This is a genomic window from Natrarchaeobius versutus, from assembly GCF_041205745.1.
In the GTDB taxonomy this organism is placed as follows: domain Archaea; phylum Halobacteriota; class Halobacteria; order Halobacteriales; family Natrialbaceae; genus Natrarchaeobius; species Natrarchaeobius versutus.
On the sequence record NZ_JBGFCC010000008.1, the window covers coordinates 297,741 to 322,141 of the forward strand.

Consider the following 24,401-nt stretch of genomic DNA (forward strand, 5'->3'; position numbering starts at 1 on the left):
GGATCGAACTGCGAGATTGTCAAAGAGTACGGTGAAAACGACCGCTGAGATGGCCGTTGGGAGCCCTCTCACGACAGTGTGGTCTTTTGTCCTGAGACTCGTCGGAACAAGAGTTACATCGAGTGGACATCGACGGTCTGTAACTCGATCTCGATGATGTTCGCTTTTTCCCTCACGTAATCCGGATACGTATCGTAGAACTCCCCGTCGGGCATCTGTGAAATAGGTCCGGAGATGCTGACTGAACCAATCAGATCGTGATTTGGATCGTGTATCGTTGCCGCCACAGCCCGAAGGCCCGATATTTCTTCCTCGTCGTTGAGTGCGTATCCCTGTTCGCGAATCCGTTCTAATTCTTCGTACAGCTCCTGTTCGTCCGTGATCGTATTCGGGGTTCGTCGCTCGAGACCGTGCTCCGCTACGACTGCCGTTACGTCCTCCGGGGGGAGATGGGCAAGGATCGCCTTTCCAGATGCAGACCAGTGAAGTTGCCAGACGAGTTTCGCCTGGTGCCAAATGTAGATGTCCGATCCCACTGATCCTTCTCCAAACGACTGATAGACGGTTACTTCCTGACCGTCATGGTGTGTGATGAGGTGGGCGTTCTTCCCCGTCTCGTGTGCAATCGTGTCGGCGACCTCCCTCCCAGCACGGTACAGCGGCAAGTTATTTCGCACGTGTTCGCCGTAGGTGAGAAACTGATGTGCGAGTCGATACGTGCGACCCTCCTTAATCACTAATCCGTTCGCACAGAGCGTGTTCATATACGTCTGAAGCGTCCCTAATGAGAGATCGATTGTCTCCTCGAGCTCTGTCAACGTCACTCTGTTTGCTTGTCGTATCTCCTCTAGAATCGTACAGGCTCTATCCACAGATTGTATGGTTCGTGGCCCCCCATCACGGTCCTTGTTCATGACGAATATCACCGATGGACACCACATAAGATTTGCTATTATCAAAGTGATTCGCGAGTGTGTTTTACACACATATACACTACCTCGAGATCCACGTCGACTCGGCGCCCTGTACCGTTGTACGCGTTTTCCGGTGGGCGAATCAGAAAACCCCCGCAGTCGGGATCACCAGTTTCGGTTTGAAACGTCAATATCGTAACCGTTGAAACGACTCTCTCTATAGTATTACACCCACGAGAGTGAGAACGCCTTATCGTTGTGCCGGCGTCGAGGATGTTAACCGTGGTGTTTGGGATCGACGCTAGAAGGATAGAACTGGATAACATTACACTGGTACTTCTGTAATACTGCGACGGCGTAGACGGAGTCGACTGTTTCGCATTGATGAATTGTATTGTGGTATAAAATAACACTTTTACTACATATACTGTGATTTAATACAAATTTAAAAACCCAACCGTGAGTCGGTATTTTCACTGTGTGAGTCGAGTGTAGATGGGCCACGAGGCTTGAAATCAATTGTTAGTGTCGGTTGTACGAATACGGCTGAAAATATACTGAACAAGTATATTCTCGATATTTACTTTTCACATACACTTGTTCCAGTGTTTTAATCACGTATCAAATGGGCTGAAATAGGAGTTCTCGTTGCCAAAGTACAGTGCAGTCGCTCGATGTGGGCACAGTCAGGGGAAATACGGTCCCAACGACGTCGTGATTTTCAACGTTCTCGAAGAAATAATCGAGTCAGTACTGATGCTACCGTCGGAAAACGATCGTAGAGGTGCTTTCGCTGTTTTCTGAATAAATGTACCGTACGTTCACAACGGTTATAGTGACAACTGCCACAAGTTACACAGTGATCACACGGCCTTAGTCTTGTTTAGACGGTCGAAATCATCTGAGTTAGGTCCTGAGCGATTGTTCGATGTTTCTGACGGCGGCCTTAAGCACGAGTTCTCGGAACTGTCCAAACCACATTCTTGTCTTAAGTATCGAACCGAAACGTTTGCGCAGTGCGAAAAATATCGATTCTGTGACAGACTGTCGATGGTAGGTTGCATCATCAACCCAAGCATTGTGTGCGGCATCGAGCGAGTAGAACTCACGATGCTTGATGACCGGTCTAACTGCTTCCCATTGTACGCAGGCGTTTGTGTATCGCGTCGACCACCAGCACGGCTGGAGCCGCGAGGAGGGCAATGAACATCCCCTCGAGTGGCGGTGGTGCGTGTCCCAACACCCGCGCAATCGGTCCGATGAAGAGGAACGCGAGCAATGCGAGCAGTTCGACGACGACCGCGACAACCAAAAGGCGGTTGGACGTCCATCCCAGATCGCCCGGCCATCGGGTCGTGCTTCGACAGGCGAAGGCGTTCGCCATCTGACCGACGACGACGGCGGTAAATGCCGCACCCGATGCGGCGAGCAGTTCAGAGTGCTCGGGAAACGGACCGCCCGGTACCCAGCCGAAGGCGGCGAGTGCGACGACGAACGCGGTCATCTCGACCGTGGCTTCAGCCGGACCGAGAACCCCGAAGGCGCGACCGAGGACCGTCTCGTCGATGAGGTGCTCCGCCTCAAGTGGCTGCTGGAGGACGTCTTCAGAGGGCGGTTCCGAGCCGAGGGCGAGCGCCGGGAGCAGGTCGGTACCGATGTCGAGGGCAAGGATCTGGAGAATGCCGAGTGCGAGCGGGAACTGTCCGGCCGCCAGCGCCCAGACGACGAACGGCGTTAGCTGGGCGACATTGTCGGTGAGGAGATACGTAAGAAAGCGCTTGATGTTGTAGAACGTTGCCCGCCCCTGCTTGATCGCAGTGACGATCGTCCCGAAATCGTCGTCGAGTAAGACGAGATCCGCTGCCTCACGTGCGACGTCCGTCCCCGAACGCCCCATCGCGACGCCAACGTCTGCTTCCTGAAGTGCCGGACCGTCGTTGACGCCATCTCCCGTCATTGCCACAACGTGACCGCGGTCTTGGAGCGCGCGGGCGATTCGGAGTTTGTCTTCGGGGCTGACCCGACTCACCACGATCCCGTCGCGATCCAGGAGCGCCCCAAGGACCTGATCGTCTTCGGGGAGGTCGTCGCCCTCGACCACGAGTCCCTCTTCACCGAGCAGTCCGATCTGCTCGGCTATCGACCGCGCCGTCGTCGGGTGATCACCCGTAATCATCGCCGTTCGGACCGACGCGTCTTTGCTCGCGGAGACGGCTTCGGCTACGCCCGGCCGCGGTGGGTCCTCGAGACCGACCAGGCCGAGCAACTCGAGATCCGATTCGATCGACTCGATGTCGGCGTCCGGAAATACCTCGTTTTCGGGCCGCGTCGCGACCGCGAGGACGCGCAATCCGCGTTCTGCCATCTCCGAGACTGCCGTGCTAACATCACCTCTACCGTAGCCTACACTCGTGTCGACGTCACTGTAGTCCGCTCTCTCGAGGATCGCTTCTGGTGCACCCATGACCAGCAGTCGATCCTTGGTGAGGACGGACGTCCGTCGCCGTCGCGGGTCGAACGGAAACCGCCGGACCTCCGGATTGGCCCGCGTCCGTTCTTGTACATCGACATTCAGACGGCGAGCGAACGTGACGAGCGCGGCCTCCATCGGATCGCCGTGTGCGATCCACTCGCCGTTTCGTCGTTCGATATCGCCGGTCGAACACCTTGCGGCGACGGAACCCATTTCCCGAAGCACGGACAGCGTATCGTCGTCGGCTTCGATCTGCGCCCTCGGTTCGTAGCCATCGCCCTCGATACGGGCGCGCCCCGTCGGCGTCCACGCCTCGACGACGGCCATCCGGTTTTGCGTGAGCGTCCCGGTCTTGTCCGTGCAGATGAATGTCGTCGAGCCGAGCGTTTCGACCGACTCGAGGCGTCGAACGAGCGCATTCTCCGTCGCGAGGCGCTTCGCTCCGACGGCGAGCGACATCGTTACGCTCGGAAGGAGCCCTTCGGGGACGAGTGCGACCGTAACGCCGATCGCGAAGAGAATGCCGACGCTGGGGTCGGTCCCGAGGGCAACGCTCACGGCAAAAAAGATGCCGCCGACGGCGACGGCGACGGTCGCGATAACCCTGACAAGGCGATTGATCTCGTGGTGTAATGGTGTCTCCGGTCGCTCTCTCGCACGCGTCAACGATGCGATCTCGCCGAGTCTCGTCTCGGATCCGATCGCTCGAACGATCCCTGTGGCTTGGCCTTCGACGACGAATGTTCCCGCGTACACTGTCTCGCCCGCCTCGATCGATTCTGGCGCGCTTTCTCCGGTGAGTAACGAGATGTCGAGTCGCAGACCGTGTGAATCCGCAATCTCGAGATCCGCAGAAATCCGATCCCCGGGACCGATCAAGACAACGTCGCCGATGACCAGCTCCGTCGCGTCGATTTCACGCGTCGTCCCGTCGCGCCGGACGGTGACTCGTTTTGGAAGGAGCTCTCGAAGCTGTTCCGCCGCGCGTTCGGCACGATGTTCCTGTACGAACGCGAAGACACCGTTGATGACGACGACGAGAGTGATGGCGATCCCGAGTTCGGTCATTCCGGCGATTATGGCCAGGCCACTCGCAGCCCAGAGCATGATCGCGAAGAAGTGAACGAACTGTTCGGCGAACACGCGCCACGGCGATGGCGGCCGTTGGGATGGCAACACGTTCTGTCCGTCGCGCCGGCGTCGTTCGTTCACTTCCGGCGTACTGAGACCGGAGACGCGACGGATGGAACGCGAGTCGACGGACGTCCGTTCCATATACCGACGATCCACGACTACCAGATCGAAAAAACCCGACCCGTTCGCTCGCGGTGGTGCCTGTCAGATCCGAAGACGAACGATGACCGCTCCCCGCGTGAACGCAACGAATCAGACATCCCCGATCGGCTCCAAATCGACTACTCTGAACACGGCCGCTTTCTGATCAGAACATATTTGCGAAAACGTTCGAAACGCGTTTCGACTCGAGAATCGTGGATTCGGCGGCACCCACGAGTCCGGTACAGAATACCGCTGTTCGATGCTACGGAATACCGCTGTCTGAGAACCGACCGTAGTCGTGCATTTTCACAGTTCGCGGTCCCGAATCGTGCGCTCGGTTTCTCGTGTAGCGGTCTCGAGTCCGTCGCTGATATGGACGTCGTAGACCTCGGGATCTCGCACACGCCGGTGTCTCGGAGGGAGCGTTTCGAGTTCTCGTCGCGTCCGTTCCCGGACGGACCCAAGGTCCGGTGGCGTGTAGACGCACGATCCGTCTTCGTAAATAGTCGTGAGTTGCGGTTCGCCCGCCCCCTCGAGCATCTCGTCCCGTTGTGCGAGGACGTCGTATCGATACGAGCCGTCGCGTTCGACGCGGTAGATCTCTTTTTCGCAGGGATAGATTACCTTTCCGGGCGAAAGCTTCATACTCGCAGATAGCTCTCCATCGCCCTCGATCGCGGTCAATTTGTAGACGACGCCACTGTCGGGTGCGTCCTTGCTGGTAGTTAGCGCCGTTCCCGGGCCGAACGCCGTCGCGACACCACCGCCATCGAAGAACGTTCGGAGGAAGTGCTCGTCGACGCCCGAAGAAACGACGATGCCAGCGTCGCCGACGATCTCGGATACGTCTTTCGAGAGGTCGATCAGATCGCCGGAGTCCAGCCGGACGCCGCCCAGCCGGACATCGCGCTCGTCGGTGACGGTGACCGCACGTTCGGCGCCGCGAACCGTGTCGTAGGTGTCGACGAGGTAAATCGCGTCGTCGCCGTAGACGTCGGCGAACGAGGCGAACGCCTCGCGTTCAGTGTCGAAACTTTGCACCCACGAGTGCGCCATCGTCCCGTACGTCGACACTCCGAATCGCTCGCCGGCGAGCACGTTCGAGGTACCGTCGAACCCGCCGACGTACGCCGCCCGCGCGGCCTTGAGTCCCGCATCAGTGCCGTGAGCACGCCGGGAACCAAAATCGATGAGCGCCTGTTCGTCGCCCCGTCTGCGGATTACGTCGGCCATCCGCGCCGCCTTCGTCGCGACCAGCGTCTGGAAGCCGACCTGATTGAGCACGAACGTCTCGAACAGCTGTGCCTCGAGAATCGGGGCGGTTATCTCGAGTAAGGGTTCATTCGGGAAAACCGGCGTTCCCTCGGGAAGTGCACGCATCTCGCCGGTGAATTCGAACGAGGCCAGATACGACAGAAAGTCCTCGTCGAACCCCTGATCGGTGAGGAATTCGATCGCCGACTCGCCGAACTCGATCGTTTCCACGTAGTCGATGACCTGCTCGAGTCCGGCGGCGATCGCGTAGCCACGATCCGGCGGAAGGTGCCGAAAATACACCGAAAAGGTGGCCAGCGGATCGTGGCCCGACTCGTAATACCCTTCCATCATGGCGAGTTCGTATCGATCGGTAAACAGGGAGAGATCGCTGGGCTCGATGTAGCCGGACGTCGACTGATTCATAGTTATCCACGATGGTCGACTACGACGAGCGTAATAAAGCGTGATCAGCGGGCGATCGCGACCGTCCTCGAGGGCGTGTCATCCTCGGTAGTAACAATTGAAACTGTTTGCACGTCGATCGTACAACTCACGGGTCGTCCCTGCCGGGTCGCTCGTCCGCGGTTCTCGCGTCACTCGAACCACGCTTTCATCGCACATCGGGTGTGCACCGACGTTCAGTGGCTTCAATCGGTTCCCCCTCCAGACTCAATACCGTGGTCGTCGAACCGATATCAATGGGAACACACAAACACTCGATCGTCACGGTCACCGTCGACGGCGTGGCACTCGAGGGAGCGTTGATCGTACCCGAGGGGGCGACCGGGCTCGTCCTGTTCGCCCACGGAAGCGGTAGCAGCAGGCACAGCCCGCGGAATAACTTCGTTGCCGAGCGCGTCCGTGCACGCGGCGTTGGAACGTTGCTGTTCGATCTGCTCACCGAAGCCGAGGACCGAACCGACGAAACGCGGTTCGATATCCCGCTGTTGACCGATCGTCTCGTCGGCGCGACGCGGTGGGTTCGAACTCGCGAGGACACCGCCGATCTACAGATCGGCTACTTCGGTTCCAGTACCGGATCCGCTGCGGCACTCCGCGCCGCGGCGCGGCCTGAAACAGACGTCGCGGCCGTCGTCTCGCGTGGCGGCCGCGTCGATATGGCGGAACACGTTCTCGATCGCGTGTCCGCAGCGACGCTCTTCATTGTCGGGGGCAACGATCACCCCGTCCTCGAGTGGAACGAGGCCGCGTTCGAACTGCTGACGGGAGAAAAGTCGCTCGAGATCGTCGAAGGCGCGTCGCATCTCTTCGAAGAACCGGGCGCGCTCGAGGCAGTCGCCGATCACGCGGGTGAGTGGTTTGCCGAGAAGTTAACACACTAATGAGACGTGACTCGTCAGATGGACGATGTGGATACGGGACCGAAGGCTGACCAGATTCCGCCTGCGGCCCCACCGCGACAAATTGGCGTCGAAGCGGAAGCGCTCGATCGAAAACAGACTGTGAGAGAGCGGTTGCGACTGCCGAGACGGGTACTTCGACGAATTGCGGCCCTCGGTGTGATATATATTGTACTCACAGCAGGGCTCATCTTCGTTTTCGGCGCTGGAACGCGTTCCCTTGTACTCGTTCCGAGTATCGTCGTGATGGCGTTTGCCTTCGAAACAACGGACTCCGCAGCGGGAATGGGATTTGGAACCGGCCTTGCACCGTTGTTATTTATCCTGGGGTACGACCCGCTTCAGGTTGTGCCCGTCCTCCTGTTGTCGGAGACGCTCACCGGATTCGTCGCCGGCCTCGTTCATCACGACGTTGACAACGTCACGTTCTCCATCCGCCCACTCAACGATGAGGTGAAACTCCTGTTCTTGCTCGTCGGGACTGGTTCCGTCGCCGTACTCGGTTCGGTTGTGCTGACGTACTTTGCACTCGGCCTCTCGGATGTCGTCATACAAACGTACGTTTCAGTTCTCGTTCTGGCGATGGGCGTGATCGGGCTCGTGCGAGCCAAACTACGGACGAGAATTACGTATCGACCGCATCGGCTCGTGGGATTTGCCCTCTTAGCCGGTGTGAACAAAGGAATCGGCGGCGGCGGATACGGCCCCGTCGTGACGCTGGGGCAGATATTCTCTGGCGTCTACGAAAAGAGCGCGGTTGCAATCACCACGCTCGCGGAAGGCGTCGTCTCGCTTGTCGGCGTGTTCACGTTCTTCGTGCTCTTCTCACAGGGTGTTCCGGTCGATATGCACCTCCTTCCATCGGTTTTTGCAGGCGGATTCCTTGCAGCGATCATTGCACCGTACCTCGTCCGGGTCATCCCAAACACAATCTGGCGCTACGTCATCCCAATCTACGCGTTCGGAATCGGCGTGGCCGGGCTGTTTTTCGGCATAACTGTTTGAACTCGAGTACGCTCAGGACAGGAAGACATGGTGCCTCAATCTGATTCGACATAATCGGTTGACTGTCGAGTTCGGTTACCCGCCAATCGATTAGTACGTCGCTGTGGTATCGAACCGCATGACTGATTCAAAACAAATCTGCCATGTAGGAATATTCGTTGTCCTCGCTCTATTGACGCTGGCGTATTGATCACGCGAATCCCGATTCCGAAATTAACCAGCAATGGACTCTCAATCGAGCGTCGGACGACCGGTCGATGGGCAATCAGTCGCAACTGACTCGCAGTGGCACGCGATGACACTCGAGGAAATCTACGAGTCACTCGAGTCGTCCTCTGACGGGCTCAGCGAGGATACAGCGAAGCGGCGACTCGACCGGTATGGACAGAACGAACTCGAACTCGAGGATGCGGTGTCTCCGTTCCGTGTCTTTCTCGAGCAGTTGACGTCGCTCCTGATCTGGTTGTTGCTTCTCGCAGCAGCGATAATGGTGGTGGTTGGACAGCACTTGGACGCGGGGTTGATCGTCGCAGTCGTCTTCCTGATTACGTTCTTCGGATTCGTCCAAGATTACCGAGCCGAGCAAAGCATCACTGCACTGAGAGACCTATCGACACGAGATGCAATCGTTATCCGCGATGGAGAGAAAGTAGCACTCGATTCGCGGAACGTGGTTCCCGGAGACCTCGTTCGCATCACTGGCGGTGACATCATCCCGGCGGACGGGCGGGTGGTCTCAGAGTCAAACCTCGACGTCGACGAATCACCACTCACTGGAGAAAGCGTTGCCGTAACCAAGTCTACAGCTGTACTCCCTAAAGCAACGCCGCTTGCGGAGCGACGGAATATGGTCTACAAAGATACCATCGCCACGAGCGGAGCCGCGACGGTCGTCGTCACCGACACTGGGATGGACACGGAAGTCGGATCGATCGCCACCGCGCTCGAGGCGGCAGCGGTTCAACAAACGCCGTTCCAGATCGAGATGGATCGCCTCGCGAAGACGATCGCCCTCGGCGTCGCGCTCGCCGTTGGAATCGTTGCCGCCGTCGAAATTTTCGTCGGTGAGACGGACCTTCTGACGATTTTCCTGGCGGCGGTCAGCATCGCCGTTGCCGCCGTTCCGGAAGGGATGCCCGCGGTCGTCACGCTTTCACTCGCGCTTGGGGCACGACGGATGGCGGCGAAAAACGCGCTCGTGAGACGATTGCCCATCGCCGAAGCACTCGGATCGGTCGATGTCATCTGTACGGACAAGACCGGCACGCTCACCGAGGAGGAGATGACCGTCCAGCGATTGTACGCGGGCGGCGATGTGTACGAATTTGCGGACGGTGAATCGTGGCTCGAGCAAGCGGCTCTCGACGACGAACCCGTCCACCCACTGTGCGTGCGCGACGTGCTCAAATGTGGTCTGCTCTGTAACGACGCGGATATCGGCCGACGAGAGAGCGGCGACAGATCGTACCTCGGAGAGCCGACGGAAGTCGCGCTATTCGCCGCCGCATCGAAAGCCGGAATGAATCCACTCGAGTGTCGCGCGGCGTATCCTCGTCTCGACGAACTCGAGTTTACGTCGACGCGAAAACGAATGACGACGGTTCATCGCACTCCCGATGGAGACGCAATCGCGTACGTGAAGGGAGCACCCGAAGTCGTCCTCGAGCGCTGTGATCGCGAACTAATCGGTGGGGAGGTACGCGAACTATCGACCGAGCGGCGGAGGGAAATCACTAAACACATCGAGACGTTCGCAGAAGATGCGTTACGGGTGCTGGGATTTGCCTATCGTCCGGTCGAAGACACGTCGTCCCCAGCCAGTGAAGCGATCGAAAACGAACTCGTATTCCTCGGACTGCAGGGAATGCTCGATCCCCCTCGTTCTGAGGTTCCAGCGGCGATAGACGGGTGTCAGGAAGCTGGAATCGATGTCACGATGATCACGGGTGACAACCCCGTCACCGCACGTGCGATCGGCGAGCGGATTGGGGTCGCGAACGAGACTGTCTTGACGGGTGGCGACATCGAGGGGATGGACGAGGACGAACTCCGGGCGGCCGTCGCCAGTACCGCGATTTTCGCACGGACCACCCCGGAACATAAAGTTCGCATCCTGCAGACGCTTCAAGAGTTGGGCCACACCGTCGCGATGACCGGCGATGGCGTCAACGACGCGCCGGCAGTGAAAAACGCCAATGTGGGCGTCTCAATGGGCATTCGCGGGACCGATGTCACTGAACAAGCGTCGGATATCGTGCTCCTTGACGACAACTTCGCTACGATTCACGACGCAGTCCGCGAGGGGAGACGGATCTTCGACAACGTTCGGAAGTTCGTTAACTATCTGCTCTCGGGCAACGCTGGACTGGTCCTGTCGATTTTCACCGGCTCAGTCGCTGGACTCGGGCTCATCATCACCCCGCTTCAGGTACTGTGGATCAATCTCGTCACCGAAAGCGCCCCCGCACTGACGATGGGGATCGATCCCGAAGCCGAGGATGTCATGGAGCGCCCGCCACGACCGATCGACGAGGGGGTAATCACTGATCGTATCCTCACATCGATCGTCGGGATTGCAGTTTTCATGATGGTCACAATTCTCCCGCTCTTCTATCTTCATCGGTCGAATCTGGAACTCGCACAGACGATGGTGTTCACGTCACTGATCGTCTTCGAGGGGGTTCGTATTCAGGCGATCCGCTGGCGGTACGAGTTAGGTGTCCTTTCGAATCCGTGGTTGGTTGTTGCGGTCGGCGTCACATTTGCGCTCCAGTTGGTGATTCTCTATACACCGATTGGCACCCTCTTCGGGGTGACACCGCTTGGTGCCGTTCACTGGCTGCAAATCGGCGTCTCAGTCGCTGTTTTCGTCGTTCTGATCGGTGTGTTCGTTCGAGTTCAAGACCGGGTATTCGATCGGTACTGACTTTCGGATCACCGTCTGGATGGCCTCGAGTATCTAGCCAAATCCGAGAGGTGTGTGGTTCGGTCGGATGGCCCAGCGCGTTGGCTATTGTGCCCGGAAACTGCATCGGCCTGCGCCTGCAACTGGTAGCACTATTATCGATATCGGCGTTCATGGCAACTGCATGACTGAAAATTGCGTAAGTCGACGGCGAATTCTACGGATCGGCGGCGGGCTCGTAGTGGTCAGTGGCGTCGGACATACCACGACCGCCTCGAGTGACTACGACGACCAGCCGACCGATACCGGCTTCCGGACTCGAGTTGCACACCTCTCACCCGACGCACCCGACGTCGACATCTACGTCGAGGGAGAGCGGGTCCGTGAGAACATCGCGTACGGGACGGTCACCGACTATCGCGACCTCGCGCCTGGCACGTACACGATCCAGGTCGTTCCCGCCGGTGAAGACCCGGCCGAAGCAGTGCTCGAGGAGACCGTCGAGGCCGGCGATGTGGCCCCCACCGTCGACGGTCTCCTCGCAGTGATCGGCGAAGTGGCCGCCGAAAACCAGCCCCTCCAGGCACTGTTTCTCGACGACGATAACAGCCCGGTCGATCCCGGCACCGCTCGGGTTCGCGTCCTCCACGCCTCACCCGACGCGCCAGCGGTGGACGTCGTTGTCGGTGAAACCGGGGACGCGCTGTTCGAGAACGTCGCGTTCGGCGAATCCGGCTACGTCGAAGTTCCGGAGGGCGAGTATACGCTCGAGATCTATCCGGCGGGTGACCGAGAGACCAGCGTCTTCGAAGTCGACGTTTCCCTCGCCGGCGGAACCGTCTACTCCGCGTTCGCGATTGGCTACCTCGAGCCGGAGGGTGCACCTGCCGATGAGCCGTTCGACATCCTCCTCACGGAGGATTCCGTCCCGGAGGAAGAAGACGTCGAACCGGACGAAGAGAAGTCTGAAGAAAGCGAATTGGATAAAGACCTTGAAGAGGAGCCGAAAGAAGACGAACCAGAGAAGGACGAGAAAGCGAAGAAGGCTAAGTGATACTGCTGCCTGCCCGCCGTGGAAAACTCTCGCTGTCGTGGGGTGGTGAGTGTTTTCACGCAGGTATAGCCGACCGTATGAAGAATTTAGTTAGGATGAAGGTATAGTATCCACTGAACGTCATTACACACTCGATCACCAGACTGATCGGCGATCAGTGTGTACATTGTTTCAGTTGTTACTATAGAAGGTCTCACTCCTCCGCAGGGACGACTTCGGGCATGTCGTAGGACCCGTCGACCAGCGACCAGTGGGGACCATAGAACCGCGCTGTGAAGCGCATGTCCCCTTCGGGAGCTGGCAGCCAGTTCGTTGCCTGCTCGGGATCGTCCGGTTCCTCGTTCTGAACAGAGATGACGAGTTCGTTGCCGTCGGTGTCCAACAGGCCTTCTTCGAGCATGTAGCTGTTGATACTGTAGCGGTCGAGTTCGTTCTCGACGAAGTAGCCCTGCGCGTCGTAGATCGGGATCTCCCAGAACTCGGTGACTAGTGGCAGGTCCTCGAGGTCGAACGTGATCGTGTACCGGTTCGATCCGTCCAGTGGGTCGCCGTTCGCGTCGGTGAATTTGATTCCACCGACGTGAGACGCGGGCGAATCGGGTCCCGCGAAGCCGAAGTCGGCCATGGCGGCCCGGGTCAACCAGTCGGTTCTGAAGTCCCCCGTGTTCTGAAGAACGTTCCAGCCGTTCATGTCGACCATGATGTCGCTGTTTCCCTCCACGACGGCGGCTCTGACGCGCCCGAACCCGTTCTCGAACCCGGTGGTCAGCGCCTCCTGTACGTCGGTCTCGAGGGCGGACCAGTCGAACTCCAGACCTGGGCCGATTCCAACCACCGCCAGTCGCTCGAGCATTACAGCCTCCTTGTGGGAGTCATCGATGAGCGACATGCTCGGGTCGTTCAGAACGAGGCTAAGGAGGGGAAAAAAGTCCGCGGCGGTCTGATTTTCGACCTGCTGTTCTGTGAGCTCCGCCATTCGCGGGATCGTCTCGTAGTCGCCAGCACCGACTGACTGCTCCGCCCGTGGTACGCCCGAGCGGTCGTTTTCGAGTCACTCACTGAGCGGGGTGATGGTCGTCTGCTCCTGCAGGTCGTTGACGTAGGCGATTTCGGATTCGTCCGTGGGATCGCGCAGTGCATACCGGACGATCGTTAACAGGGTCTTCGTCCCTGCGTGAACGACGTCTGTTGCGGGGAAGTCGCCCGGGATCTCGCCCTCGTAGTCGTCCAGCAAGATCAGGTACGACCGCGCGTCAGTGCCGTTAAACTGATTCCCGGCGTAGAGGGGGAAGATTCCGTACTGAGTCATCAACTCCAGCGAGAAGTAGCGGTCGGTAACTTCGGGCATCTCGATGACGATGGGGTCGTCCTGCAGGTCGAGGACACCCTGTCCGTACAGGGTGGTGGCGTTCGGAGTGACGACGGCCGTGAAGTCGGCCGTTATCGGTCGGCCATCGTTGGGATAGTACAACCGATTGACGCCCACGAAGACGTCGCTGTCCTCTTTTTGTGTGTAATTGAAGCGCGTCACGTAGAAGATGACCTGCTGGAGTCCGTAGCGGTAGGCGTCTTCTGCGATCGATACCACACCGCTATCGATCTCACTTTCCTGGCTCCTTTCGGACTCTCGATCGGCGACGACTGGCCGCGTCACCGTCGGTCCACCAAATGTGAGTCCGCCTGCGACGAATCCCCCTCTCCGGAGCGCCTCGCGGCGCGTCAGCGTTCGGGTACGGAACAGGCACACTCCATCAGGTATCCTGCCAGAATCCTGAGTTTTTCGGCGAGTACTCGTCTCAGGACGCCCAGTTCGGCGGGCTGATTGCAACGGTTCGATATCCGATTTCGCCGTCTTGTGGTGTGTCTCTTTGATCACGGTTCACGCCTCTCTAAGTGGTCCACAGCAGTTGGGACCAACTCACACGTTTGCACTCCAGCATCCTATATAATACAATGATGAGACTCGAGAAGGATTTCAGAACACGATGATAGTGGTGAACGAATGACTCTCTCTGAATTTCCGACCGACGATATACACCAGTAGCGAGCGATTACGGCCCTCGGTATAGTCACCAGCGCATCGATGTCCGCGCCTGTGTCACTCGAGCGGTTCGGCCTCGGGGAACTGATAGCTCCCGTCGAGAATCTCCTCGCGGGGTCCATAGAGCCGAACCAGGTAGAACCACTCCTCCGGGGTGTAGAGGAAGTTGGGTTGATCGGGGTCACCGCCGAAGTGGATCGTGATACTGCCGTCGTCGTCCGGCTCTGCAGTCACGTCGTTGAACGAGTACGCGTCGTACTCGTTCTCCTCGAGAAACCCGTCTCTGTTGTAGACGGTGACCGACCAGAATCCGTCGACGGGGACGTCGTCGACGGTGAGTGTGTGTGGCGTGTCGCCATCGTTCTGGTCGGGGACCGCTGGCATATAGATCGTGTCTGGCTGCGGAACTCCGCTCGGTGTCACACTAACGAGCAAGTACTCCACGGGGTCGACCTCATCGACGTCGCCAATCCCGCCGCCAAAGTCGTCCATCGTTTTCATGAGTGTGACGAGCGAAGCGAAGAGTTCGTCGTGTGCTTGGCGGTCCCAGTTGGGAACCTCGAACGTGCCGACCGAGTCCTGGCTCACTGCGAGTTCGTCCTGTAATCCGTGGACGGTCTCTACGTCGTCCGGATCGTTCGGGTCGACGAACGTGCGGATCATGACCCACGTGTACCGCGTCCCGACCTCGTCCTGGGTCAACGTGTACTCGCCGGGGTCGTGGTGCGTCTCTTTCACATACGCGTCCTCATCGAGGACAACCATCGACTGGTGGCGGTCACCGACGTCCGGTTTGGTAACGGTGACCGGCTCGGTGAGGTCGAAGACTCCAGTCGAATAGAACGTGTCACGATTGGGTAAGGCTAAGAACCGCACGTCAGGTTCGACTACCGTTCGAAAATGATGAAGCTCGCCGAACCCGCCCTGTTCGACGAGGTTCTCCATTATTAGATGTATCTCTGACCGTGGGAAGTTCTCCCACGTCACTGAGACTGTCTCGTCATCTGCTGACGTCTCGTTTTCAGCCCCCTGGGTGTTCTCCTCCGAGGGGTTTTGGCTGGCAGTGGCACTGCTACCACCCAGCGCGAGCAGTCCGGCGAGACCTGCCCCGCGAAGCGCGGTTCGGCGCGTTGCCCGCAGCAGTTCGGCGTCCGATTCTGGCGTCGTGTGGTGTGGCTCGTTGCTCATGGCTCTGGCTCAGCTATCTGCTTGCTCGAAGGGGAAGACGTACTCCCAGTCGTCTTTCATACTGGTGACGACCCAGCCCCGCTCCGTTGCCACGTCGATAAATGGCTGGGCAGACTCGTCGGCCGGCTCACCTGTGAGGTCTTCATCCATACTGTACGCATACTCACGCTCGGCGTCGTCGTGGTTAACCAGCAGGCACAGCCGCGGACCATCCCCTGCATCGGCCCACTCGAGCATCTCGCGGTCTCCGACGTAGTTGCCAAACGCCGCGATGGGTTGCCTGCCGATGAACTTCTGGATACCGATTGGTTTGCCATCCTCGTCGTCGACGAAATCGACCTCCGGTAGCTTCACCAACACCGGTTCGCCGTCCCGGATCTCGTAGCGGGTCTTCCCAGTCGAGCCGACCACCTGCTCTGGCGGGATTCCGTACGTCGGTTCGCTCATCGGTCGCATGAAATCGACGCCACCGCCGGAGACGATGAAGGTCTCGAACTCGTTCGCCCGCAGAAACGAGAGCAGCTCCAGCATCGGTTGATAGGCGAGTTCGGTGTAGCGCCGGTCGAAACGCGGATGGCGCGCGGTGTTCAGCCAGTCGATCACGATTTCTTCAAACTCGGCCGTGGTCATTCCGGCGTGCGTGGCAGTGAGCAGTTCGACCAGCTCTTGCTGGCTCACCGCTGCCAACGTCTCGAGGTCGTTCTCCAGTGCCGCCTGGAAGGGTTGTTCGGTCTCCCACTCCGGGTTCTCGGGGGCCAGCTCTTGTATTCTGTCCACTGTAAAGGCAAGCTGGGCGTACACTGGCCGCTCGACCCACAGCGTGCCGTCGTTGTCGAACGTGGCAATGCGCTCAGCGGGTGGCACGAAGCCGGGGGAGTCTGGCGTGGTCACTGCCTCGACGAACGAAAGTATGGCCTCCTTGGTCTGGCCGTCGTTCCAGGACGGAATCGGCTCAGCGCTCTCGTTCCGATTCTGGCGGGCGTTCGCACTCGGATCGATTCGCTGGGCCGTGGCGCTACCGGCGCCCAGCGCGAGTACGCCGGCGAGGCCCGCCCCGCGAAGTGTGGCGCGTCGGGTTGCTCGCAGCGGTTCGAAGTCCGATTCCGCCGTCGTGTCTGGTTGTTCGTTGCTCATGGCTCGTGTCTTTCTGAGTGTCCCACTACAGCGGATGGGACCGACTCACACTCTCTCATCCCAGCATCCCATATAATACAGTGACGAGACTCGAGAAGGATTTCATGACATGGAGAGGGTAGTAAATGGATGACTCTCTTTGAATTTGCAATCGACGATAGACACCAGTAGTGAGCGATCACGGTCCTCTGCTGTAATTGCGGAGATTCAAGGAGAAAGCCCCGCCTTCAGGGCGGGGAGGATGTCAAAGCGAGCCAATTACGATTGGAGTGAGCGAGGAGTGTTGGAGAAAGCGAAGAGTGTTGGAGAAAGCGAGGAGTGTTGGAGAAAGCGAAGAGTGTTGGAGAAAGCGAGGAGTGTTGGAGAGAGCGAGGAGTGGGGTTGTACACCACGGATTCAGCAGTTCTTTCGATTGCCTCGAGTTCCAGCGATAGTGCTGGCCAGCAACACTCCCCTTTGAGAAGGCGGGGAGGGGTATAATGTCGGTGGGAAGAGTATCCGAACGAAGGGCTCATGAGCATAGTTGACGGCTTGCACTCGGACTGTGGCGTTTCGGTCGACGTCAGCCACAGCCACGACCAGGAACTCTCGAGTACCAACGGACGGGCCGCGATCACGCGTATTATCCTCGGATGATGAACTTGCTGGTGATTCTCCCGCTGGTATTCGTTATGATCGGTGGGCCGCAAATTCTCAGCGCCATCTTTCTGGCCACGAGCGAGGACTGGCGTCGGAATTCGGCCGCGTTCGTCTTCGGAGCCTCCCTCTCGATCAGTCTCGTCGTTACGCTCGCGTATTATTTCGGCAGTGGCGTTCGTCAGGGCGGGTCGAACCGGGTATTGCAGTTACTCCTGCTCGCCGTCCTCCTCATCGCAATGGTGAACGTCTACCTGAAACGCGAGCAATCCGAGCCGCCAACCTGGATGGGGAAGCTCGAGACCGCGAATCCGAGGTTCTCGTTTCAGCTCGGATTCCTGCTGATGGGGTTCTTTCCGACCGACATTCTCACGTCGATCACCGTCGGGACCTACCTCGCAAGTCACGGCGAGCCGCTGTGGTACGCGACCGGGTTTGTGTTACTGACGTTACTGTTCCTGGCGCTTCCATCGTTCGCCCTGATTACGATCGGCGACCGTGCAGAGACGCTCCTCCCGAAAGTTCGCACGTGGATGAACGACCATTCGTGGATCGTGAGCGAAATCGTGATTCTCATTTTCGTCGTGATCACCATCAATAACATCGTCGGATGAGCCCTATCACCGCGTACGACGTGGCGTCTCCAACGGCACGAATAGACGGCGAAAGCGCGGTCGACGACCTGTTTCGAATACTGTGTACGGAGAGCGACCGTCGCGGTCCGCACTAAGACGCTACTGGCGACGTTCCTCGTGGACAGGTTCAGGTCGAGGAAACTCACGCTACCCGCCGGAAAGTTACTTTGCGAACGTGGTAGGGAGTTGGAGTGGAAGATGTCGCGACGACCATACGCGAGTACACAGGTACGAAAGACAACGAAAGCCGATCGTCGGCGGTTTTTGAAAGCGGCCGGGGGAGCGGGCGTCGCCGGCCTCGCAGGCTGTCTGAGTCGCAAACCGACGGCAACGGCTATCACTTCCGAAGCGAGCGATAACGGTGACGAGACGCCGATGGACACGGTCACGCTCGGCGGCTCGATGAGTCTCTCCGGTGACTTCTCCGATCTCGGAGGACTCTACGCGGACGCGTACGAACTGACCGTCGACCGCATCAACGACGCAGGCGGCGTCGAAGCGGGCGACGGTACCACCTACGAGTTAGCGCTTGTCCTGCGAGACGACGAGAGCGACCCCTCGAGGAGCGAAGCCATCTACCAGGACCTCCTCGAGGAGGGGATCGACTATCTGGTGGGGCCGTACTCGAGCGGGATTACGCTGGCGGCCAGTGACGTCGCGGCGAACGCCGAGCGGCCGATGGTCGCGGGTGGCGGTGCCAGCAATCAGCTGTTCGAGCGCGACAACGAGTGGGTTTTTAGCCTGTTACCGCCCGCTGACACGTACGCTACCACGAGCATCGAGATGGTGATGGCCCAACCGGATCCACCGTCCTCGGCGGCAGTCCTGGTCAAAGAAGATCCGTTCAGCGAGGACACTGCGGCGGGCGCACGCCAAAATCTACAGTCGGCGGGAGTCGACATCGTCGTCGACGAGACGTTTTCGCCCGAGACGACCGACCTGTCGACGCACCTTGCGCTGGTAGCGGATGCCGACGCGGACATTCTCCTCCTGAACGGCCACCAGGACGATGCGGTGATCGTAGCCCATCAACTGGCAAGCGAGACCGTCGACGTCGACATGGCGTGGGCACCGGGTGGCAACCTTACTGACTCGTTCAGCGAACAGACCGGGGAGAACGGCGACTACTGGTACGGCCCGTCGCCGTGGGCGGCCACCGTCGACTCCGCGGACGATGTCTTCGGATCGACGAGCGAGTTTATCTCGGTCGTCGAGAACGAGTACCGGTACGAACCCAGCTACCACAGCGCAGCGGCCAGTGCCGTCGTCCAAACGTTCCAGCGTGCGTTCATGGCCGCCGCCGAGCCGACGCCAGGGACCGTGCACGACGCCATTCGCGAGATTCAGTTCGAGAGCCTTTACGGCCCCGTGCAGTTCGACGAGGACGGTGCGATCCTGCGAGAGATGGTCGTCTACCAGTGGCAGTCGGACGCAGGCAAGCAACTCGTGTGGCCAGAGCAAGTCAGCGAAGCCGAACCCATCTACCCGGCGCCAACTTGGGACGAGCGATAGGACGTACCAGTGACGGATATCCAGATCTTTTTTTCGGTCGGGGTCGCACTCGCCACAGCCCTCCTGCTTGGCGAACTGGTCGAACGTGCCGGCGAGCCAGTAATCCTCGGCGAAATCCTCGCGGGCATCGTTCTCGGCGCGTACGTCCTCGAGATTGTCGACCCCGACGGGTCCTTCGCCTTGCTGGCCGCTATCGGTTCGATGTTGCTGTTGTTCGACGCCGGATACGAGGAAATCGACGTCCAGCAACTCGAGCGCGGCGGCCGCTCCGTTCTCGTTATCGCGATGTTCGGCGTCGGACTTCCGGCAATCGGCGGTCTCGTGACGGGGATGGTATTTGGCTACTCGATAATTACGGGTCTCGTACTGGCGATCACACTCGGCGTCACATCGATCGGCGTCACTGCGCGAACGCTCCTCGATCTCGATAGTCTCAACACACGCTACGGGCACCACGTCGTCGGAGCGGCGGTTACCGCCGAAATCCTCGGTCTCGTCGTGTTCTCGCTGGTGATGGCGAGCCAACAGACTGGCGCGTCGGCGGGTCAAATCGTCCGTATTCTTGGTCTGGTCGTCGCGTTTTTCGTCGGTGCACTCCTCGTCCATCGGTTTCTGATCGAACGGATCTCCCGACTCCTCGCCAGTTCTCGTCAAACCGGTTCGGACATGATCGGGATCATGGGCCTCCTGTTTCTGTTCGGGTACGCCGCCGACGCCGTCGGTCTGGACGTCATCGTCGGCGGACTGGTCGCTGGACTGATCGTCAGCAGTGAGCGTCGATTTCGCGAAACGAAAATCCGAGAAGGAATCGTCGGAATCGCCTACGGCGTGTTCATTCCGCTGTTCTTCGTCAACGTCGGGGCACAAATGGACCCTTCCGTCCTCGTTCGGTTCGATCCACTCGTGATCGCTGTCGTCGCAATCGGGGTCGTCGTCAAAGTCGGTGGGAGTTATCTCGGCGCGCGGCTAGCAAGACACCCGCCCGATGAGGCGTGGGTCGTCGGCGTCGGGATGCTCCCTCGAGCTGGCGTCGAGCTGGTCGTGAGTACCACGGCCCTCGCTGCTGGGCTCATCGACGAACGACTCTTCTCTGCGGTACTCGCGCTCGTGTTCGTCTCAGTACTCGCGACGCCGCTACTTCTCAAACGCGCTATCCGCCGGACAGCCATGTAAACGTAGTAGCGTAGTAGAGTGGACAATGGATCGGGTCGAGAGATCACGCTTGAGGAACTCTACGAACTCAAAGAGCAGATCGACGAAGGGGAGCCGCGAGAACGTGTTTTCGCGGCGATCGGGCGCAAGCAGGGCGATCAGCTTGATACGTTGGCTGATCGTCATGGAGTCGTCGAGAAAACGATCCGTAACTGGCACGATCGGTTCGAAAAAGAACCGATCGAGCACCATCCCTACGACGCTCCTCGACCAGGAGGTCCAGCAAAAATCGAGGGACAAGACCGTGATCAGCTCTTCGAACAGTTGCAACAGCCGCCAACAGAACTTGGCTACGATCAGCAAGCGTGGTCAACGAAGCTTCTACTTTACCACGTCAAAGAGGAGTACGGCGTCGAATACCACGAGAACTACGCGTACGAGTTGTTGAGAGAGGCCGGACTGTCCTTGCGGACAGCACGGCCTCAAATCACGAAGCTGACCCCGAGGAGAAAGTCGAATTTCAGCAGACAGTGGAAAAAACGGTCCGAACTGAACGAGAAAACCGTCGTTGTCGTCGATCAGTTCACCAAGCACGTTGGAACCGTCCAGCGGCGTGGCTGGTACCCAATTGGCTCGAATCCGACGATAGAGACGGCAACATCCCGGGAGTCGGCGGCAGCTTCTACTGCTGGACGAAGGGGAACTTGACCAGACACCACGGAATTCGGCTGTTAGATGCGTTAACCGACAAGTTTGGTGAGGAATTGGTGGTCTTCCTTGACCGAGCAGGCTACTTCTATACGAGGGATCTCTGGAAACACGTGAGCGGAGAGCGCGAGACCGAAACTGTCGGAGACAGTTCGGTCTCCCGTGTGCGTGGCGACGATCTCGAAGTGTGGCATTTTCCTTCGAAACTCCCCGAACGGAACGTCGTCGAAGGGTGCTGGGATCAACTGCAAGAGTGGTTCAAGTACGGCCTTATGTCAGATCTCTCGACGCTGAAAGACGATATTCCACGAGGGCTGAACGCAATCGACGAACCAAACATTTGGTCCTATCTTACTGGTAAGAACTCGTCTTAACCACTATAATACGAGAAGGAGACCCACCATGGTCGGCTCTACCCGAACCTCGACACGTTGGTCGACAAGAACCCGTCGAGAAGGGAGAAGCCGATCGTCGGATAAACGTCTACGCGGTAACGCGGCGTGGCATCCGCGAGACCGGGGCCCGACGCGACTGGGAACAGCAGTACGTCGAAGACCTTTTCGCTGACTAACTATTGGGTCCTGTTCCAGCAGGTCTGCTGTCAGAACGTTCCTCTCGAGTCGAGGAAGCTGTCTCTACCGGCGATTGCTTGGAGGCGTGGCCATCCCATGACTTACGTGTGTGGCGGCATGCGGGTACACGATGGCAACACTAGATGTCGAGCAGTCACTGTCGACTATTGGGTGTGATGCGTGCCAGTCTGCCGTCCAGTCTGGCGGGCAACGAGAGATGTCGTTTCTCCTCCTAGACCAGCTTACGATCCCTGTTCTCAGCTGTGATGACCATCTCGAGCAGTTCTCGTCGGTCTGTGGGTTAACGTCTGAGGATACTGCAGATCTCCTGCATCATCGACCGGCCGGCGGATTACCGTGTCCCAGTTGCCGTCTCGCTCCGTACAATTCGCACCATCCTATGGTCGAGGTCCAAGACGGGGCTCTTATCCCGATGGCGTGTCCCGAGCATCAGTCCGAGATCGTTCAGCGGTTCCAGACGGGGATTCAAACACAACACCAGCTGACAGCCGATCTCGATACTCGCACGTCTCTGTAAGGCCTGTGATTTTGTTGGATCTGGCGACATCGGATGGTCATATCGCAAGGGCTGTCTTCACCCTTGCTCAGTGACACACCTGTTCGATAACTGGTGGAACAGCCTGTGATGAATAGAGGGCGCGGGCCGTGTTTAGACGCTATCAATATTGTCTCTATGTCGGGAATTATAGGAAATGAAGCGAGCCCAGGTGGATGTACACTCCACACTGGCCCGCTTCACCGAACGATGCGTCGAATTGTCTCAAGAAGCTGTCGAAATCGGTCGAAAGAACCTCTCAGTAAAGGAAAAGATAGCTACGCTGATTGGGTGACCGTAGCGATCCATGGTCTTTGAGAATACCGCAATCACTCCTACCGACGGTTGCTAGACGTTCTTCGAGAAATGCCTGCTATTGTCGCCAAACTCGGCCTTTCACCGGACGAGTTGCCGGACTTCACCACCGTTTGTGCTCGAAAACAAGATCTCAAAATGCCCGTCTGGCGGATGCTGTTGTGGCTGTCGGCGAAACTATTCGATATCGGAGAGGTACAAGAAATCGACTCGACTAGCATCGCTCATCGATCGTCTAGCCATAACTACGAAAAGCGCGTTAAAGAGATGTTTAAGCCGGTCAAAACCACTATTCTTGTAGATTATTCTACGCGAGCTATTCTCGATGTACACTGCTCAATGAACCTACCACATGACACGTAGATTGCGCGTCAAGTGCTGAAATGAAACCTCAGAACCGTGGAAACCGTCGTCGCTGACAAAGGGTTTGATTGGGATAAACCCGGCAAATGCTGCGAAGCGAGGGTATTAGACCGGTGATCAAGCATCGTGAGTTCTACTCGCTCGACGCCGCACACAATGTTCGGATTGATGATGAAATCACCATCAACGGTCTATCGCAGAATCGATATTTTTCGTGTTACGCAAGCGATTTGGTTCAACACTTAAGGCAAGAACGTGGTTTGGACCGTTCCGAGAGCTCGTCCTTAAGGACACCGTCAGAAACATCGAACAATCGATCAGGGCCTAACTCGTCTGATTTCGTGCGTCTAAACAAGACCGAGGGCGCGTATGTGGCACAAACTGGGATAGGTCTACGGAGGGCAGTGATTGGTCCACACGACGTCGTCACGTAGTATATGTCCACTTCTTGTGAATGAAATGATTTAATAAATAACTGATTTTGACTTTCCATTTACGTGTGACACAGGTGATGGTTTTATTCTATTCGGGAGTGGAGCGGGCCTTATGGGATCAGAAATAGACCCATACGAAAGAATAGACCTGCTATATCATTCCCACTGGGAAAATCAAGATGGATTGAAAAGCACAATTGGTAACCTAGATTCTTCTGATACCAAACATGAACTGAACAGGTTGGCTGATGAAGAACAGTATGATGAAATCACAAAGAGAGTCTACCCTGATTAACACAAATTATACATAGTGTGTGAAAAAGTAATTAACAATTCCGATCCCTTTTAAAATTGTGACTAGAATTGCCCGGAAATAGCACCTCATTCCGCCAAATATTATCTTAGAAGTTGATGTCGCCTAGTGATACACCAGAGCCCTATTTTCGAAATTAAATTGGCCCCGTTTGCTTCATAGGTCCTCTATATTCATCAGGGTGTATCGCCCAATATCACTTTTCGAATATTTAGGTCTGGCAGTGGAGTCAGGTTTCTGGGTGGTCGTAGCGATGGAACCGATATTTGCCTGTCCTCATTACCCAGTACCGTCCGTCAAACTCGAGAAGATCGTCGTTGTCTTCTGCTTTTGTGAGAAAATCCGGGACACCTGTATTGGGGAAGCCACGATCATGTACCAGGTCCGTGATTTCCTCAACAGTGGCTCCCGGGTTCTCCGCCACAACATCCAGAATCCGGTCGTATGCCTCCGGCATGTGTCAGGAGATCCGGTGCTGGACGATCGCGTCTGATTCGCATGCTGGACAGGTCTCGGTATCATAGGGATCAGCAGAGATACTCATAGATTCTCGGTGAGTTCAGCGTAGGGAGTTTGCTTGTGAGATACGTCTTCA

At 57.8% G+C, this 24,401-nt stretch carries 19 protein-coding genes and 3 pseudogenes; 13 read left to right on the forward strand and 9 right to left on the reverse strand.

Going from position 1 to position 24,401, the window contains the following annotated elements; translation table 11 throughout:
• Positions 1-113 precede the first annotated feature (113 nt).
• From AB7C87_RS18300 to AB7C87_RS18315, 4 genes and pseudogenes are all read right to left on the reverse strand, one after another.
• Complete coding sequence (locus AB7C87_RS18300) at positions 114-914, reverse strand: IclR family transcriptional regulator (protein ID WP_369730945.1); 801 nt, start codon at positions 912-914, stop codon at positions 114-116.
• Positions 915-1,820: 906 nt separating this feature from the next.
• A pseudogene (locus AB7C87_RS18305) lies at positions 1,821-2,045 on the reverse strand (IS5/IS1182 family transposase); the annotation flags it as partial.
• Positions 2,041-4,662 carry a cation-translocating P-type ATPase gene (locus AB7C87_RS18310; protein WP_369730946.1) on the reverse strand — a complete coding sequence of 874 codons (2,622 nt, stop codon included), beginning with the start codon at positions 4,660-4,662 and terminating at the stop codon, positions 2,041-2,043. The gene AB7C87_RS18310 and the pseudogene AB7C87_RS18305, both read right to left, overlap by 5 nt.
• A gap of 309 nt (positions 4,663-4,971) precedes the next feature.
• The gene (locus tag AB7C87_RS18315) at positions 4,972-6,345 is read right to left on the reverse strand and encodes a nicotinate phosphoribosyltransferase (RefSeq protein WP_369730947.1); all 1,374 of its coding nucleotides are present in this window, start codon (positions 6,343-6,345) and stop codon (positions 4,972-4,974) included.
• A 275-nt stretch (positions 6,346-6,620) separates the two neighbouring features.
• On the opposite strand from AB7C87_RS18315, the gene AB7C87_RS18320 reads away from it, so the two are divergent.
• The 4 genes from AB7C87_RS18320 to AB7C87_RS18335 all read left to right on the forward strand — a co-directional run bounded on the left by AB7C87_RS18320 (position 6,621) and on the right by AB7C87_RS18335 (position 12,247).
• A complete protein-coding gene (locus tag AB7C87_RS18320; protein WP_369730948.1) occupies positions 6,621-7,265 on the forward strand; it encodes a dienelactone hydrolase family protein in 645 nt (214 codons plus the stop codon).
• Between the two features lie 18 nt (positions 7,266-7,283).
• The gene (locus tag AB7C87_RS18325; protein WP_369730949.1) at positions 7,284-8,288 is read left to right on the forward strand and encodes a TSUP family transporter; all 1,005 of its coding nucleotides are present in this window, start codon (positions 7,284-7,286) and stop codon (positions 8,286-8,288) included.
• 223 nt (positions 8,289-8,511) lie between these two features.
• Positions 8,512-11,214 (forward strand): cation-translocating P-type ATPase, encoded by a 2,703-nt coding sequence (locus tag AB7C87_RS18330; RefSeq protein ID WP_369730950.1) that lies wholly within the window; start codon positions 8,512-8,514, stop codon positions 11,212-11,214.
• 163 nt (positions 11,215-11,377) lie between these two features.
• Positions 11,378-12,247 (forward strand): DUF4397 domain-containing protein, encoded by an 870-nt coding sequence (locus AB7C87_RS18335; RefSeq protein WP_369730951.1) that lies wholly within the window; start codon positions 11,378-11,380, stop codon positions 12,245-12,247.
• Between the two features lie 193 nt (positions 12,248-12,440).
• Here the strand turns inward: AB7C87_RS18335 and AB7C87_RS18340 are convergent, their stop codons facing one another.
• From AB7C87_RS18340 to AB7C87_RS18355, 4 genes are all read right to left on the reverse strand, one after another.
• Positions 12,441-13,223: a DUF1214 domain-containing protein gene (locus tag AB7C87_RS18340; protein WP_369730952.1), complete on the reverse strand. Its 783-nt coding sequence runs from the start codon at positions 13,221-13,223 to the stop codon at positions 12,441-12,443.
• A gap of 75 nt (positions 13,224-13,298) precedes the next feature.
• Entirely contained in the window at positions 13,299-13,901 is a 603-nt protein-coding gene (locus AB7C87_RS18345; protein ID WP_369730953.1) for a DUF1254 domain-containing protein, read from the reverse strand.
• Positions 13,902-14,345: 444 nt separating this feature from the next.
• Positions 14,346-15,476, reverse strand: coding sequence for a DUF1214 domain-containing protein (locus tag AB7C87_RS18350; protein ID WP_369730954.1), 1,131 nt, complete (start codon positions 15,474-15,476; stop codon positions 14,346-14,348).
• Between the two features lie 9 nt (positions 15,477-15,485).
• On the reverse strand, positions 15,486-16,610 hold the full coding sequence (locus AB7C87_RS18355) for an HAD family hydrolase (RefSeq protein ID WP_369730955.1): 1,125 nt from the start codon (positions 16,608-16,610) through the stop codon (positions 15,486-15,488).
• 513 nt (positions 16,611-17,123) lie between these two features.
• Between AB7C87_RS18355 and AB7C87_RS18360 the strand changes: the two genes are divergently transcribed.
• From AB7C87_RS18360 to AB7C87_RS18400, 9 genes and pseudogenes are all read left to right on the forward strand, one after another.
• Positions 17,124-17,246: a hypothetical protein gene (locus AB7C87_RS18360; RefSeq protein WP_369730956.1), complete on the forward strand. Its 123-nt coding sequence runs from the start codon at positions 17,124-17,126 to the stop codon at positions 17,244-17,246.
• Positions 17,246-17,860 (forward strand): GAP family protein, encoded by a 615-nt coding sequence (locus AB7C87_RS18365; RefSeq protein WP_369730968.1) that lies wholly within the window; start codon positions 17,246-17,248, stop codon positions 17,858-17,860. Before AB7C87_RS18360 ends, AB7C87_RS18365 begins: the two co-directional genes overlap by 1 nt.
• Before the next feature lie 219 nt (positions 17,861-18,079).
• Positions 18,080-19,393 carry an amino acid ABC transporter substrate-binding protein gene (locus AB7C87_RS18370; RefSeq protein ID WP_369730957.1) on the forward strand — a complete coding sequence of 438 codons (1,314 nt, stop codon included), beginning with the start codon at positions 18,080-18,082 and terminating at the stop codon, positions 19,391-19,393.
• Between the two features lie 9 nt (positions 19,394-19,402).
• A complete protein-coding gene (locus AB7C87_RS18375; RefSeq protein ID WP_369730958.1) occupies positions 19,403-20,566 on the forward strand; it encodes a cation:proton antiporter in 1,164 nt (387 codons plus the stop codon).
• An 18-nt stretch (positions 20,567-20,584) separates the two neighbouring features.
• Positions 20,585-21,253 (forward strand): IS630 family transposase, encoded by a 669-nt coding sequence (locus AB7C87_RS18380; RefSeq protein WP_369730959.1) that lies wholly within the window; start codon positions 20,585-20,587, stop codon positions 21,251-21,253.
• A complete protein-coding gene (locus AB7C87_RS18385; protein ID WP_369730960.1) occupies positions 21,250-21,627 on the forward strand; it encodes a transposase in 378 nt (125 codons plus the stop codon). The genes AB7C87_RS18380 and AB7C87_RS18385 overlap by 4 nt, the downstream gene beginning before the upstream one ends.
• Positions 21,628-21,636: 9 nt before the next feature.
• Positions 21,637-21,824: pseudogene (locus tag AB7C87_RS18390) on the forward strand (helix-turn-helix transcriptional regulator); the annotation flags it as partial.
• A gap of 714 nt (positions 21,825-22,538) precedes the next feature.
• Positions 22,539-23,387, forward strand: a pseudogene (locus AB7C87_RS18395) (IS5 family transposase).
• 218 nt (positions 23,388-23,605) lie between these two features.
• Positions 23,606-23,788 carry a hypothetical protein gene (locus AB7C87_RS18400; RefSeq protein ID WP_369730961.1) on the forward strand — a complete coding sequence of 61 codons (183 nt, stop codon included), beginning with the start codon at positions 23,606-23,608 and terminating at the stop codon, positions 23,786-23,788.
• A 247-nt stretch (positions 23,789-24,035) separates the two neighbouring features.
• Here AB7C87_RS18400 and AB7C87_RS18405 read toward each other — a convergent pair whose 3' ends face one another.
• Positions 24,036-24,263 (reverse strand): hypothetical protein, encoded by a 228-nt coding sequence (locus AB7C87_RS18405; protein WP_369730962.1) that lies wholly within the window; start codon positions 24,261-24,263, stop codon positions 24,036-24,038.
• Positions 24,264-24,401 lie beyond the last annotated feature (138 nt).